This is a genomic window from Novosphingobium sp. FW305-C-111, from assembly GCF_058783565.1.
In genome coordinates, this window is sequence record NZ_JBYSYP010000006.1 from 166,038 (window position 1) to 180,686 (window position 14,649).

Sequence of the window (14,649 nt, forward strand, 5' to 3'; positions counted from 1 at the left end):
CGCAATGATCCAGGTGTTCACCTTCTACCTGTTCGCCGCGCTGCTGCTCGCGGCCGCGTCGCTGACGATCCTCGCCCGCAACCCGGTCCATTCGGTGCTGTGGCTGATCACCGCGTTCTTCAACGCGGCCGGGCTGATGGTCCTCGCCGGCGCGGAGTTCATCGCGATGCTGCTGGTCATCGTCTATGTCGGCGCGGTCGCGGTGCTGTTCCTGTTCGTGGTCATGATGCTCGACATCGACTTTTCCGAACTGCGCGCCGGGTTCATCCGCAACGCGCCGCTCGGCCTGCTGATCGCAATCATCCTCGCCGCGGAACTGGTGCTCGGCATCGGTGCCCAGCGGGCGGGCGGCATCGCCCTCGGCACGCCGGATGGCGCGAACGCCGCGCCGCTCGGCACCAGCAACATCGAGGCGATCGGGGCGCTGCTTTATGGCCAGTACCTGTTCCTGTTCGAGGCGGCGGGCATCATCCTGCTGGTTGCGATGGTCGGGGCGATCGTGCTGACCCACCGCCAGCGCTCGGGCGTGCGCGGCCAGAACGTCGCCAGGCAGAATGCGCGGCGGCCGGACGAGGCGACGATCAACATGCAGCCGGAAGTCGGCAAGGGGGTCACGCTGTGATCGGCATCGAACACTATGTCGTCGTCAGCTCGATCCTGTTCGTGCTCGGCGTGCTCGGCATTTTCCTCAACCGCAAGAACGTCATCATCATCCTGATGGCGATCGAGCTGATCCTGCTCGCGGTGAACCTGAACCTCGTCGCGTTCAGCGCCTTCCTGCAGGACCTCACCGGGCAGATCTTCGCGATGTTCGTGCTGACCGTGGCGGCCGGCGAGGCGGCGATCGGACTCGCGATCCTCGTCATCTACTTCCGCGGCCGCGGCACGATCGCGGTCGACGACGTCAACCGGATGAAGGGGTAACAGTCCGGTGCAGATCCTCCTCATCGTCTTTCTGCCGCTGCTCGCGTCGATCATCGCGGGGCTCGGCAACCGGAAGCTCGGCAATACCGTTGCGAAGTCGCTGACGACCGGCGCGCTGTTCATTTCGTGCGCGCTGTCGTGGCCGATTTTCATCGGTTTCCTCAGCGGCTCGGCGCACGAGAGCGTGACCCCAGTGCTGCACTGGGTCGCGTCTGGCGCGATGAAGTTCGACTGGGCGCTGCGGGTCGACACGCTGACTGCGGTCATGCTGGTGGTGATCACCAGCGTCTCGGCGCTCGTCCACCTCTATTCGTGGGGCTACATGGACGAGGACCCGGACCAGCCGCGGTTCTTCGCCTACCTCTCGCTGTTCACCTTCGCCATGCTGATGCTGGTGACGGCGGACAACCTCGTCCAGATGTTCTTTGGCTGGGAGGGGGTCGGCCTCGCCTCTTACCTCCTGATCGGGTTCTGGTTCCGCAAGCCCTCGGCCAACGCGGCCGCGATCAAGGCCTTCGTGGTCAACCGCGTCGGTGACCTCGGCTTCATGCTCGGCATCTTCGGGACGTTCCTGGTGTTCGGCACCGTCTCGATCCCGGAAATCCTCCAGGCCGCGCCGTCGATGGCCGGTTCGACAATCGGCTTCCTCGGCTACCGCTTCGACACGATGACGGTGCTGTGCATCCTCCTGTTCATCGGCGCGATGGGCAAGTCGGCGCAGCTGGGCCTCCACACCTGGCTTCCCGACGCGATGGAAGGCCCGACCCCGGTTTCAGCGCTTATCCACGCGGCGACAATGGTCACCGCCGGCGTATTCATGGTCTGCCGCCTCTCGCCGATGTTCGAGCAGAGCGCGACCGCGATGCACGTCGTCACCTATGTCGGCGCAGCGACCTGCTTCTTCGCGGCGACGGTCGGCACAACCCAGTGGGACATCAAGCGGGTCATCGCCTATTCGACCTGCTCGCAGCTCGGCTACATGTTCTTCGCGGCAGGCGTCGGCGCTTACAACGCGGCGATGTTCCACCTGTTCACCCACGCCTTCTTCAAGGCGCTGCTCTTCCTCGGCGCGGGTTCCGTCATCCACGCGATGCACCACGAGCAGGACATGCGCTATTACGGCGGCCTCAGGAAGCACATCCCGCTGACCTTCTGGGCGATGACCGCGGGTACGCTCGCGATTACCGGCGTCGGCATCTACTGGCTTCACGCCGGGTTCGCGGGCTTCCACTCCAAGGACGCGATCATCGAGGCAGCCTATGCCAGCGGGACGGAGTCCGGGCGCCTGGCGTTCTGGGTCGGCGTGACCGCGGCACTGCTGACCAGCTTCTATTCGTGGCGCCTGGTGTTCCTCACCTTCTTCGGCAAGCCGCGCTGGGACCAGTCGGAGCACATCCAGCACGCGGTCCACGACGCGCACGGGCATGGTCACGACCATGACGAGCCGGCGCAGGAAGATGCAGGCCATGACGCGCACCACGGAGCCCATGCCAGCCACGGCGACGGCACCGCCGGCTACCACCCGCATGAGAGCCCGCTGTCGATGCTGATCCCGCTCGGCGTGCTGACGCTGGGTGCGGTGTTCGCCGGCTTCGTGTTCAGCCACGCGTTCCTCGAAAACGAGGGCTTCTGGGAAGGCGCGCTCCACTACAACGAGCACCTGATGCACGCGATGCACGAGGTGCCGCTGCTGGTGAAGCTGTCGGCGACGATCGTCATGCTGCTCGGGCTGTTCACCGCGTGGTACGCCTACATCCGCAACCCGGGCTTCCCGGCGCAGTTCGTGGCGCACTTCTCGGTGCTGCACCGGTTTTTCTACAACAAGTGGTACTTCGACGAACTCTACAACCTCCTGTTCGTCCGCCCGGCCTTCTGGTTCGGCCGGGTCTTCTGGAAGGTGTGGGACGTGGGCATCATCGACCGCTTCGGTCCCAACGGCGCGGCCTGGCTGGTCGCCAAGGGCAGCAAGGGCGCGGTCAAGCTGCAGTCGGGCTACCTCTATAGCTATGCGCTGGTCATGCTCGTCGGACTTGTCGGGGCGGTCAGCTGGGTGATCGCACAATGACCGGCTTCCCCATCCTTTCGCTGATGCTGCTGGTGCCGCTGGTGGCGGCGGTGGCGTGCCTCAAGGCCGAGGCCGGGCTCGCCCGCAAGATCGCGCTTGGCGCGACGCTGGTCGATCTCGTGCTCGGCGTAGTGCTGTGGGCGAGCTATGACATCGGCGGGCCGCAGTGGCAGTTCACCGAGCGCGCGCCGCTGTTCGCGGGCTTCCAGTGGGCACTCGGCATCGACGGGATCGCGCTGGTCCTGATCATGCTCTCGGTGTTCCTCATGCCGATCTGCATCGGCGCGTCGTGGAACTCGATCGAGAAGCGCGTCGGCGAGTACATGGCAGCGTTCCTGCTGATGGAAACGCTGATGATCGGCGTGTTCGCGGCGCAGGACCTGTTCCTGTTCTACATCATGTTCGAGGCCGGCCTGATCCCGATGTACCTGATCATCGGCGTGTGGGGCGGCGCGGACCGGATCTACGCGAGCTACAAGTTCTTTCTCTACACGCTGCTCGGCTCGGTGCTGATGCTAATCGCGATGTTCTGGATGGTGAACCAGGCCGGCACGACCGACATCCCGACGCTGATGGCCTACGACTTCCCGCCGCAGGCGCAGACCTGGCTGTGGCTGGCTTTCTTCGCCAGCTTCGCGGTGAAGATGCCGATGTGGCCGGTCCACACCTGGCTGCCCGACGCGCACGTGCAGGCGCCGACCGCGGGTTCGGTGATCCTGGCGGGCGTGCTGCTCAAGATGGGTGGTTACGGCTTCATCCGCTTCTCGCTGCCGATGTTCCCGGAAGCGAGCGCGCAGTTCGCGCCGCTGATCTATGCCCTGTCGATGATCGCGGTCGTCGTCACCAGCCTGATTGCGCTGGTCCAGCACGACATGAAGAAGCTGATCGCCTATTCCTCGGTCGCGCACATGGCGATCGTGACCATCGGGCTGTTCGCGTTCAACACGCAGGGGCTGGAAGGCGCGATGATCGTCATGCTCAGCCACGGCCTCGTCTCGGGTGCGCTGTTCCTGGGCGTGGGCGTAATCTACGACCGGCTGCACACCCGCGAGATCGACCGCTACGGCGGCCTCGCGATCAACATGCCGTATTATGCGCTGTTCTTCCTGCTGTTCACCATGGCGAGCATCGGCCTGCCCGGGACCAGCGGGTTCGTCGGCGAATTCCTCGCGCTGGGCGGCATCTACCAGATGTCGAGCTGGGTGGCGCTGGTCTGCACGACGGGGATCATCCTCGGCGCGGCTTACATGCTCTACCTCTACCGCCGGGTCGTGTTCGGCGAGCAGAAGAATGCCGACGCCGCGGCGATGCCGGACCTCGACACGCGCGAGTGGCTTATGATGACCCCGCTCGCCGCCGCGGTGCTGTGGATGGGCGTCTATCCTGAAACGTTCCTCGCCCCGATGCGCGCCGATATCGCCGCGCTCGAGGCGCGGGTTTCGACCGCGCGGCCGGAAGGCGACGCGCAGGTCAAGGCCGGTGCGCCGAAAGCTGCCGCCGCCCACGAAGAACATGCCGCGCACGGGGAGGCGCACTGATGGACCTGGTGCAATCCCTCTGGCTGGTCGCTCCCGAAGAGCTGCTCAGCATCGCCGGCCTGATCCTGCTGCTGGTCGCGGCGTGGAGCGGGGACAAGGCGTCGAGCGCGATCTCCATCGCCAGCGTCGCCGTGCTCACGGCCTGCGCGTTCCTCGTCGCCCCGGCGCTGTGCTCGGGCGCGATGGGGGCGGGGACCGAAGCGTTCTTCGGCCAGTACCGCGCCGATGCCTTCGCCAGCTTCGCCAAGCTGCTGATCTACGCCTCGGCGGCGGTCGCGCTGATCGTCTCGCCGCGGTTCTTCGACCGGGTCGGCGCGATGCGTGCCGAGTATCCAATCCTGATCCTCTTCGCCGCGCTCGGCATGGGGCTGATGGTGTCGGCAGGCAACCTGCTGACGCTGTACATCGGGCTCGAGCTCAACAGCCTCGCGGCTTACGTCCTCGCCTCGTTCCTGCGGACCGACGAACGCTCGGCCGAAGCGGGCCTCAAGTACTTCGTGCTGGGCTCGCTGGCCTCGGGGATCCTCCTGTTCGGCGTTTCGCTGGTGTACGGTTTTGCCGGTTCGACCGACTTCGGCGCGATCCGTGCCGGGCTCGAAGGACCGCTCGCGATCGGCGCGATGTTCGGGGTGATCTTCGTCCTCGCCGGCCTTGCCTTTAAGATCAGCGCTGCGCCGTTCCACATGTGGACGCCCGACGTCTATGAAGGCGCGCCGACCCCGGTGACGACCTTCTTCGCCACCGCGCCGAAGGTCGCCGCGCTGGCGCTGACCATGCGCGTGATGCTCGAAGCGTTCGGCAACCAGGTCGGGGTGTGGCAGCAGATCGTGATCTTCGTCTCGCTGCTCTCGATCGTGATCGGCGCGCTCGGCGCGATCGGTCAGAACAACATCAAGCGCCTGATGGCGTACTCCTCGATCAACAACGTCGGCTTCATGCTGATCGGTCTCGCCTGCGCGACGCCGCGAGGGGCCTCGGCGATGCTGGTTTACCTGGCGATCTACGTGGCGATGTCGGTCGCGGGCTTCGTCGCCGTGCTCCTGCTGCGCGACGAGAACGGCGAGCCGGTGGAAGCGATCAGCGATCTTGCCGGTCTGTCAAAGACCCGTCCCGGGCTGGCCCTGGCGATGGCTGCGGTCATGTTCAGCCTTGCGGGCATCCCGCCGCTGTTCGGGTTCTGGGGCAAGTTCGTGGTGTTCCAGGCGGCCGTCGAGGCCAACCTGCTGGCGCTCGCCGCGATCGGTATCGCAGCCTCGGTGATCGGCGCATTCTACTACCTCAAGGTGGTCAAGGTGATCTATTTCGACGAGGCGGTGGACAAGGTCCGCGGGGCGGGCGACGTGCCGCACTTCGCGCTGCTGGTCTTGGCAACCGTGTTCATCTCGCCGCTCGGCTACCTGCTGACCAAGCCGCTCGGCGCGCTGGCCGATACTGCCGCTGCAGCACTTCTCCATGTTGCCTGACCATCTGGGCTTGAGTTGCTCGAAACCGTAGCCGCAACCGGCTCGACCAACGCCGACCTTCTCGCCCGGCTCAAGGCCGGCGAGCGGTTGGGCGAAGGGCACTGGCTCGTCGCCGATCGCCAGACCGCCGGACGAGGGCGTGCCGGGCGGGCGTGGAGCGACGGCTTCGGCAATTTCATGGGGTCGACCGTGGCGCAGTTCCGCGCCGGTGACCCGCCGCCGCAGACGCTGGCTCTGGTCGCGGGCGTGGCGGTCCACCGCGCGGTGGCTGAGTGTGTGGACTCAAAACATGCCCCGTCCGTCCTGAGCCTGTCGAAGGACAGCTCTTCTTCCCGGGGCGCTGAAGTGAAGAACGGTGCTTCGACAAGCTCAGCACGGACGGATGAGGGGGCACTTGTCCTCAAATGGCCCAACGATCTCCTCCTCGACGGTGCGAAACTCGCCGGGATCCTGCTCGAACGGCAGGGCGAGGCAGTGGTCGTCGGGATCGGCGTCAACCTGTCGTTCGCGCCCGAGGTTCAGGGGCGGCGCACGACTTCGCTTGCGGCTGAAGGCTGCCCGATCGACCGCGATGCCTTTGCCGCGGTGCTCGCCGGGGAATGGTCGCAGGCGCTCACCCGGTGGCATCTCGGCGAATGGCCGGTGCTGCGGCAGGACTGGCTGCTGCGAGCCCATCCCGTCGGCACCCTTGTATCGGTCAAGGATCGGGCGCAGGGGGAACTGACCGGCGCTTTCGCCGGAATCGACGAGGACGGGGTGGCGCTGCTGCGGATGGCGGACGGGCGCATTCACCCGGTCCACGCCGGCGATATCGAGATGGTGGGGTAAGACGATGCTTCTCGCTGTGGACGTAGGCAACACCAACGTCGTGTTCGCGCTGATGGAGGGCCGCGAGGTCAAGGCGCGTTGGCGCATCGCCACCGACGCGCGCCGGACCGGCGACGAATATGCGGTCTGGCTGCTCCAGCTGATGCAGCTCGAAGGCTTCGCCCGCGACTGCGTGGAGAACGTGATCATCTCCACCGTCGTCCCGCGCGCGCTCCACAATCTCGAGGTGCTGTCGCAGAAGTATTTCGGCAAGACGCCGTGGATCGCGGGCCAGGCGCCGGTCGAATACGGCTTCCGGGCCGACGTCGACGAGCCGCGCTCGCTGGGTGCGGACCGGGCCGTGAACGCGGTCGCGGCGCACGAGAAGTATCCGGGCGACAAGATCATCGTCGACTTCGGCACCGCCACCACCTTCGACGTGCTCGACTTCACCGGGGCTTACAAGGGCGGGATCATTGCGCCGGGGATCAACCTCTCGCTCGACGCGCTGGTCAACGCCGCGGCCAAGCTGCCGCGCATCGCCATCGAAGCGCCGACGCGCACCCGCACCGTGATCGGGACCAACACCGAGGACCAGATGCATATCGGAGTCTTCTGGGGCTATGTCGCGATGATGGAGGGCCTGATCGCCCGCATCCGCGCCGAGATCGGCCGGCCCGCCAAGGTCATCGCCACCGGCGGCCTCGCGATCCTGTTCGATCCCTACACCGAGGTGTTCGACGTGGTCGATTCCGACCTGATGTTCGAAGGGCTCGGCATCCTCGCGGAGCGGGCGGTGCAGGCGTGATTTGGATTCACCGACACATCGTCATTGCGAGGGGCGGAGCCCCGCGGCAATCCAGTGCTGCACATGACCTGGATTGCTTCGCTGCGCTCGCAATGACGACAGGTTTGCTTCGTGGGGCATCCGCATGACCCCCGGAAACGAACTTCTCTTCCTCGCGCTCGGCGGATCGGGCGAGATCGGGATGAACGTCAACCTCTATGGCTGCAACGGCAAGTGGTTGATGGTCGATCTCGGCATGACCTTCGCCGATCCGTACTATCCCGGCATCGACCTGGTCTTTGCCGACCTCGAATTCATCGAGGACCGGGCCGACGACCTGCTCGGCGTGGTGCTGACCCACGCACACGAGGACCACATCGGCGCGGTGCCCTATTTCGCGCAGGATCTCGGCGTGCCGCTTTATGCGACGCCGTTCACGGCCCGGCTCGTGGCGGAAAAGCTGCGGGAGGCGGGGATACAGGACGAGGTCAAGCTCAACGTCATTCCCAACGAGGGCGCGTTCAGCCTGGGCCCGTTCGACCTCAAGTACATCCCGCTGGCCCACTCGATCGCCGAGGGCAACGCGCTGCAGATCGACACGCCGCACGGACGCATCTTCCACACCGGCGACTGGAAGCTCGATGACGAGCCGCTGATCGGCGTTCCGGCGACCGAGGACGAACTGCGCGCGATCGGCGACGAGGGCGTGCTCGCACTGGTTTGCGATTCGACCAACGTGTTCAACCCCAACGCCTCGGGCTCCGAAGGCGAGGTCCGTGCGGGCCTGCTCGAGGCGGTCCGCAGCATGGCCGGGCGGCGGGTGCTGGTGACGACCTTCGCCTCGAATGTCGCGCGCCTGCAGACGCTGGGCGAGGTGGCGCAGGCGACGAACCGCGAACTGTGCGTCGCCGGGCGCTCGCTCGACCGGATCATCGGCGTGGCCAAGGCTTCGGGCTATCTCAAGGACTTTCCCGAGACCATCGGCTGGGACGAGGCGATGGCCCGCCCGCGCGGCGAAGTGCTGATCCTTGCCACCGGCGGGCAGGGCGAGGCCCGCGCAGCGCTGGCCCGGATTGCCGGGGATTCGCACCCGATCAAGCTCGAAAAGGGCGACGTCGTGCTGTTCTCCAGCCGCCAGATCCCCGGCAACGAGGTGGCGATCGGCCGCATCCAGAACCAGCTGGCCGACAAGGGCGTGGAGATCATGACCGACCGGCAGGGGATGATCCATGTATCCGGTCACCCGGGGCGGCCTGAACTCGTCGCCCTCTACGACTGGATCAAGCCCGAAATCCTCGTGCCCGTCCACGGCGAGATCCGCCACATGGCCGAACAGGCGCGGCTGGGGAAGGCGAGCGGCATTCCCCGGACGATCGTCCAGAAGAACGGCGACATCGTGCGCCTGGCCCCCGATGGCCCGCGCAAGCTGAGCGAGGTTCGCGCCGGGCGACTGATCCTCGACGGCGACATCATCGCGCCGGCCGATGGCGAGGCCGTGGTGGCGCGGCGCAAGCTGTCGAACAACGGGCTGGTCACGGTCGCCGTGGCCGTGTCGCGCGAGGGGCGGGTTACCTCGCCGGTCGAGGTCGCGAGCATCGGTCTGCCGCTCGACGAGGACTTGGAGCAGTTCGTGGTCGAGGCTCAGGTCGGGGTGGCTGAAGCGGTCCGCAACCTCAAGGGCGACCGCAAGCGCGACCGGCTTGCCGTGGCCGAAGCGGTGCGGCTCGCGGCCCGCCGCGCCGCGCAGAACTGGTCGGGCAAAAAGCCGGTGGTGCAGGTCCTGCTACGGGAGGTCTGAGCGATGAAATGGACGTCGATCATTGCGATCTACAGCCTGTTCTGGGTAATGTCGTGCTTCCTGGTCATGCCGTTCGGCATCCGCACGCACGACGAACTGGGCGAGGAAAAGGTCGCCGGTCAGGCGCACAGCGCGCCGGCGAACTTCCGGCCCAAGCAGGTCGCGCTGCGCGCCGCAGTGCTCGCGGCAGTGCTGTTCGGGTTGTACTACGCGAACTACGTCAACCAGTGGATCACGATCGACGATCTGGACATAACGCGGCTGCGCTGAACGTTCGACGCCCGCGCGAATGCTGGGGCCTCTTGCCGCAAACGGTCCGCTTGATTGCTGGAGGTCCCCGCCTGCGCGGGGACGCGGCGGAGTTCGGTTAAACCCGCTCCAGCGCGTACCCGGCGGAACGCACCGTCCGCACCGGATCGGCGAGCCCCGGCAGCGCAATGCCCTGCCGCAGCCGCCGGATATGCACGTCCACTGTGCGAAGCTCGATATCGCTGCCGTTGCCCCAGACCGCGTCGAGCAACTGGCCGCGGCTGAACACGCGGCCCGGATGCTCCATGAAGTGGCGGAGCAGGCGGAACTCGGTCGGCCCCAGCTTCATCGCCTGTCCGCGCCGGGTGACGCGGTGGGCGGTGGGATCGAGCGCCAGATCGCCGACGGTGATGACTTCGCCGGCCAGCGCGGGGCGTACCCGGCGCAGCACCGCGCCGACGCGGGCGACCAGCTCGCGGGGCGAGAAGGGCTTGGTCACATAATCGTCCGCGCCGGTTTCGAGCCCGCGAATGCGGTCGTCCTCGTGCCCGCGTGCGGTGAGCATGATGATCGGCACGTGCGCGGTTTCCTTGGCCCGGCGCAGGCGGCGGCAGACCTCGATCCCGCTGGTCCCGCCGATCATCCAGTCGAGCAGGACGAGGTCGGGCGCTTCCTCAGCGGCCATGACCAGCGCTTCGTCGCCGTCGTCGGTGACGCGCACTTCATAGCCTTCGCCCTTGAAGCGGAACTCGATCAGCTCCGCGAGCGCGGCGTCGTCTTCGACCAGGAGAAGCTTGGGGGCGGACACTGTAACCTCCGTATGGGACAGCCTACGCCAACACCCCGATTGTTACACCTTCACGACCGCTGTGCGACAATCACACCGCCGGCGCCGGAATGTCCTCGCGTTCGGGCAGGTAGCTGCCGGTGGCGGCGTAGTGGACCATTTCGGCGATGTTGGTCGCATGATCGCCGATCCGCTCGATGTTGCGGGCGACGAACAGGAGCTGCGCGGCGCTGCTGATCGTCGCGGGGTTCTCGACCATGTACGATACGAGATTGCGGAAGATGCTGTCGTAGAACGCGTCGACCTTGCTGTCCCGCTCGATCACCTCGGTCGCGGCAACCGGATCGCGGGCGGCGAAGGCGGTCAGGACGTCGTGGACCATCTCGGCGGCGATCTCGGCCATGGCTGGAAGCAGGGTCAGCGGCTCGAACCGGCGGCGGCCCTCGATGTGGCCGACGCGCTTGGCGATGTTCTTGGCGTAATCGCCGATGCGCTCGATGACGCCTGCGATCTTGAGCGCGGCGATCACTTCGCGCAGGTCGTCGGCCATGGGGGCGCGGAGGGCGAGGACGCGAACCGCAAGCCGGTCGACGTCCATTTCCAGCGCGTCGATCCGCTTGTCGCGGGCGATGACGGTCTTGGCCAGTTCCTCGTTGCCGTTGACCAGCGCATCCATCGCTTCCGAGATCGAGACCTCGGCCAGCCCGCCCATTTCGGCGATCAGGCCGCGCAGGCGGGTGATGTCCTCGTCGAACGCCTTGACCGTGTGTTCTGCCATATTCCCGTCCTCAGCCGTAGCGCCCGGTGATGTAGTCCTTGGTCCGTTCTTCCTTCGGCGCGGTGAAGATATCGGAAGTCTTGCCGTATTCGACGATCTTGCCAAGGTGAAAGAAGGCGGTCCGCTGCGAGACGCGCGCGGCCTGCTGCATCGAGTGGGTGACGATGACGATGGCATAGCGCCCGCGCAGTTCGTCGATCAGTTCCTCGATCTTGGCGGTGGCAATCGGGTCGAGCGCGGAGCACGGCTCGTCCATCAGGATGACCTCGGGATCGACCGCTATGGCGCGGGCGATGCACAGCCGCTGCTGCTGGCCGCCGGACAGCGCGGTGCCGCTGTCGGAGAGACGGTCCTTGACCTCTTCCCACAGGCCCGCACGCTTGAGCGAGCTTTCGACGATCCCGTCGAGCTCGCTCTTGCTCCCGGCGATGCCGTGGATCTTGGGGCCATAGGCGATGTTGTCGTAGATCGACTTGGGGAACGGGTTGGGCTTCTGGAACACCATCCCGACCCGCGCGCGCAGCTGCACGACGTCCATGCCCGAGCGATAGATGTCATCGCCGTCGAGCAGGATATCGCCTTCGACCCGCGCGCCGGCGATGGTGTCGTTCATCCGGTTGAGCGAGCGCAGGAATGTGGACTTGCCGCAACCGGACGGCCCGATGAAGGCCGTTACATAGCGCTTCGGAATGGCGATCGAGACATCGTCGATCGCCTTCTTGTCGCCATAGAACACGGAAACGCCGCGCGCTTCCATCTTCGGCAGCTCGGCCGTGTCGGGGGCCGATGGTGCGGTGGCGAGGGGGACATCCAGATTCATCTTACCACCGTTTCTCGAAGCGGTTGCGAAGGTAGATCGCGAGGCCGTTCATCGCGAGCAGGAACAGCAGCAGGACGATGATCGCCGCGCTGGTGCGTTCGATGAAGCCGCGGTCGATCTCGTCCGACCAGAGGAAGATCTGCACCGGCAGGACCGACGACGGCGAGGTGAAGCCGCTCGGCGCCGTGGCCACGAAGGCCCGCATTCCGATCATCAGCAGTGGCGCGGTCTCACCCAGCGCGCGGGCCATGCCGATGATCGTGCCGGTGAGGATGCCGGGGAGGGCGAGGGGGAGGACGTGGTGGAACACCACCTGCACCCGGCTCGCGCCGATCGCCAGCGCGCCGTCGCGGATCGAGGGTGGCACCGCCTTGATCGCGTTGCGGCCGGAAATGACGATCACCGGCATGGTCATCAGCGCCAGGGTCATGCCGCCGATCAGCGGGGCCGAGCGGTAGTTCGGGAAGATCCACAGGAACACCGCGAGGCCGAGCAGGCCGAAGATGATCGAAGGCACCGCGGCGAGGTTGTTGATCGAGATCTCGATCCAGTCGGTCCAGCGATTCCTCGGCGCGTATTCCTCAAGGTAGATCGCCGCCAGCACGCCGATGGGGAACGCGAGCACCAGCGTGACGAACATCGTCAGCATCGAGCCCTTGAGCGCGCCCCAGATGCCGACCGCCTGCGGGCTGGTCGCGTCGGATCGGGCGAGGAAGCCCTTGTCCCAGACCACCGCGAGCTTGCCTTCCGAGGTGAGCGTACGGGCCAGCGGCTGGAGGTCTTCGTGACCCTCGCCGCGCAGCGCCGAGGCGAGGTCATCGCTCGCCGGGAGCGACAGGTCGGTCTTGCGACTGATCAGCGTCGGGTCGGCGATCAGCAGGTGGGCGACCTCGCGCCAGGCGTCCTGGCTGAACAGGTCGGCGCCCTTGTCCCCGTACTGCGCGACCTGCGCCGCGGCGACCGCCTTGGGCAGGCCGGCGAGTTCGAGGCCGCCCATCGCGTCCTCCTGGGTCAGCCGCTTGGCGTCGATCTGCATCGGCGCGGAGGCGAAGTCCATCGTCAGGCGCAGTTCGGTGCGCTTGAACCCGCCGATGCCGTTGGCGGTCATCGTCACCAGCAGGAACGCGAGGACGAGGCCCGAAAAGACCACGGCGGCGAGGCCGAACAGGCGGAAGCGGCGCTCGGCGGCGTAGCGCTTCTTGAGCAGCGCGGCGACGCGGGCGTTGCGCTCGGTGTGGGCGGGATCGTCACTCATAGGCTTCGCGGTACCGCTTGACGACGCGCAGGGCGATGAAGTTGAGGGCGAGGGTCACGAGGAACAGGACCATGCCGAGCGCGAACGCGCTGAGCGTCGCGGGATGGTCGAAGCTGCCTTCGCCGGTGAGCATGGCGACGATCTGGAAGGTCACCGTGGTCATCGCCTCGAACGGATTGGCGGTGAGGTTGGCGGCGGCGCCCGCGGCCATGACCACGATCATGGTCTCCCCGATCGCGCGGCTGACCGCGAGCATCACCCCGGCCACGATGCCCGGCAATGCGGCGGGGACAAGCACCTTGCGGATCGTCTCGGACGTCGTCGCGCCCATCGCCAGGCTGCCGTCGCGCATCGCCTGCGGGACCGCGTTGATGCTGTCGTCGGCCATCGACGAGACGAACGGGATGATCATGATCCCCATGACGAGGCCTGCCGCCATCGCGCTTTCGGTCGAAGCGCTGGCGATGCCCACGGCCTGCGCCGCATCGCGCACGGCGGGCGCGACGGTCAGCGCGGCGAAATAGCCATAGACCACCGTCGGCACGCCGGCGAGGATCTCGAGCAGCGGCTTCATCCACTGGCGGACGGTGCTGCTGGCGTACTGCGTCAGGTAGATCGCGCTCATCAGGCCAAGCGGGATGGCGACGATCATCGCGATGATCGCGCCGATGAAGATCGTCCCCCAGAACAGGGGAATCGCGCCATAATCGTGCCCGTCCGGCGCGAAACTGCTCATCGGGTCGGGCGACCAGTGGGTGCCGAACAGGAAGTCGATCGGCGAGACCATGGTGAAGAACCGCCCGGTCTCGAACACGAGGCTGGCGATGATGCCGATGGTCGTGAGGATCGCCACCAGCGAAGCGCCGAGGAGCAGCGCCATGACCGCGCGCTCGACCCGGGTGCGGGCGGTGAAATCGGGGCGCAGGCGCAGGAATGCGAACGCCCCGCCGGCAAAGGCGAGGATGACGGTCAGGGCAAGGCCGATCCCGCCATAGGTGGCGAGCGCTGCCCGGTACGGTTCGACCAACGCCTGTGCGGCGGGGTTGAACACGCCGAACGCGTCGCCCGAGGCAACCGCCCGGGCTTCTGCCAGCACGCTCTCACGCTCGATTCCGAACGCCGGGATCGACATCGCGGCCGGATCGGCGAGTACGGCGCGGGTGACGAGGCCGGGGCTGATCGCGGTCCACAGCACCGCAAACACCAGCGCCGGGACCACGGTCCACAGCGCGACGTACCAGCCGTGGTAGTTCGGCAGCGAATGGAGCCGCGAACCGCCGACCGCGCGCTGGAATGCCCAGGCGCGCGACCGTGCCGCCAGCCAGCCTGCGAGGCCCAGCCCGAAGGCGAGCAGGATGAGGATGGCTGGCGACATGCG

At 66.7% G+C, this 14,649-nt stretch carries 14 protein-coding genes; 9 read left to right on the forward strand and 5 right to left on the reverse strand.

Annotated elements, in window-relative coordinates; genetic code table 11:
• The first annotated feature begins 4 nt into the window (after positions 1-4).
• From AC3WLD_RS09115 to AC3WLD_RS09155, 9 genes are all read left to right on the forward strand, one after another.
• Positions 5-622 (forward strand): NADH-quinone oxidoreductase subunit J, encoded by a 618-nt coding sequence (locus tag AC3WLD_RS09115; protein WP_492556636.1) that lies wholly within the window; start codon positions 5-7, stop codon positions 620-622.
• Positions 619-924: an NADH-quinone oxidoreductase subunit NuoK gene (gene nuoK / locus AC3WLD_RS09120; protein WP_492556637.1), complete on the forward strand. Its 306-nt coding sequence runs from the start codon at positions 619-621 to the stop codon at positions 922-924. The genes AC3WLD_RS09115 and nuoK overlap by 4 nt, the downstream gene beginning before the upstream one ends.
• Positions 925-931: 7 nt before the next feature.
• The gene (nuoL, locus tag AC3WLD_RS09125; protein ID WP_492556638.1) at positions 932-2,989 is read left to right on the forward strand and encodes an NADH-quinone oxidoreductase subunit L; all 2,058 of its coding nucleotides are present in this window, start codon (positions 932-934) and stop codon (positions 2,987-2,989) included.
• Entirely contained in the window at positions 2,986-4,527 is a 1,542-nt protein-coding gene (locus tag AC3WLD_RS09130; RefSeq protein WP_492556639.1) for an NADH-quinone oxidoreductase subunit M, read from the forward strand. Before nuoL ends, AC3WLD_RS09130 begins: the two co-directional genes overlap by 4 nt.
• On the forward strand, positions 4,527-5,990 hold the full coding sequence (nuoN, locus tag AC3WLD_RS09135; protein ID WP_492556640.1) for an NADH-quinone oxidoreductase subunit NuoN: 1,464 nt from the start codon (positions 4,527-4,529) through the stop codon (positions 5,988-5,990). The genes AC3WLD_RS09130 and nuoN overlap by 1 nt, the downstream gene beginning before the upstream one ends.
• 15 nt (positions 5,991-6,005) lie before the next feature.
• Positions 6,006-6,818 carry a biotin--[acetyl-CoA-carboxylase] ligase gene (locus AC3WLD_RS09140; RefSeq protein ID WP_492556641.1) on the forward strand — a complete coding sequence of 271 codons (813 nt, stop codon included), beginning with the start codon at positions 6,006-6,008 and terminating at the stop codon, positions 6,816-6,818.
• A gap of 4 nt (positions 6,819-6,822) precedes the next feature.
• A complete protein-coding gene (locus tag AC3WLD_RS09145) occupies positions 6,823-7,605 on the forward strand; it encodes a type III pantothenate kinase (protein WP_492556642.1) in 783 nt (260 codons plus the stop codon).
• 124 nt (positions 7,606-7,729) lie between these two features.
• Positions 7,730-9,382, forward strand: coding sequence for a ribonuclease J (locus AC3WLD_RS09150; RefSeq protein ID WP_492556643.1), 1,653 nt, complete (start codon positions 7,730-7,732; stop codon positions 9,380-9,382).
• 3 nt (positions 9,383-9,385) lie between these two features.
• Entirely contained in the window at positions 9,386-9,652 is a 267-nt protein-coding gene (locus AC3WLD_RS09155; RefSeq protein WP_492556644.1) for a DUF1467 family protein, read from the forward strand.
• A gap of 97 nt (positions 9,653-9,749) precedes the next feature.
• Here the strand turns inward: AC3WLD_RS09155 and phoB are convergent, their stop codons facing one another.
• From phoB to pstC, 5 genes are all read right to left on the reverse strand, one after another.
• On the reverse strand, positions 9,750-10,439 hold the full coding sequence (gene phoB / locus AC3WLD_RS09160) for a phosphate regulon transcriptional regulator PhoB (protein ID WP_492556645.1): 690 nt from the start codon (positions 10,437-10,439) through the stop codon (positions 9,750-9,752).
• A gap of 70 nt (positions 10,440-10,509) precedes the next feature.
• The gene (gene phoU / locus AC3WLD_RS09165; RefSeq protein ID WP_492556646.1) at positions 10,510-11,196 is read right to left on the reverse strand and encodes a phosphate signaling complex protein PhoU; all 687 of its coding nucleotides are present in this window, start codon (positions 11,194-11,196) and stop codon (positions 10,510-10,512) included.
• 10 nt (positions 11,197-11,206) lie between these two features.
• A complete protein-coding gene (gene pstB / locus AC3WLD_RS09170; protein ID WP_492556647.1) occupies positions 11,207-12,016 on the reverse strand; it encodes a phosphate ABC transporter ATP-binding protein PstB in 810 nt (269 codons plus the stop codon).
• A 1-nt stretch (position 12,017) separates the two neighbouring features.
• Positions 12,018-13,271: a phosphate ABC transporter permease PstA gene (gene pstA, locus AC3WLD_RS09175; RefSeq protein ID WP_492556648.1), complete on the reverse strand. Its 1,254-nt coding sequence runs from the start codon at positions 13,269-13,271 to the stop codon at positions 12,018-12,020.
• The gene (pstC, locus tag AC3WLD_RS09180) at positions 13,264-14,646 is read right to left on the reverse strand and encodes a phosphate ABC transporter permease subunit PstC (RefSeq protein ID WP_492556649.1); all 1,383 of its coding nucleotides are present in this window, start codon (positions 14,644-14,646) and stop codon (positions 13,264-13,266) included. Before pstC ends, pstA begins: the two co-directional genes overlap by 8 nt.
• Positions 14,647-14,649 lie beyond the last annotated feature (3 nt).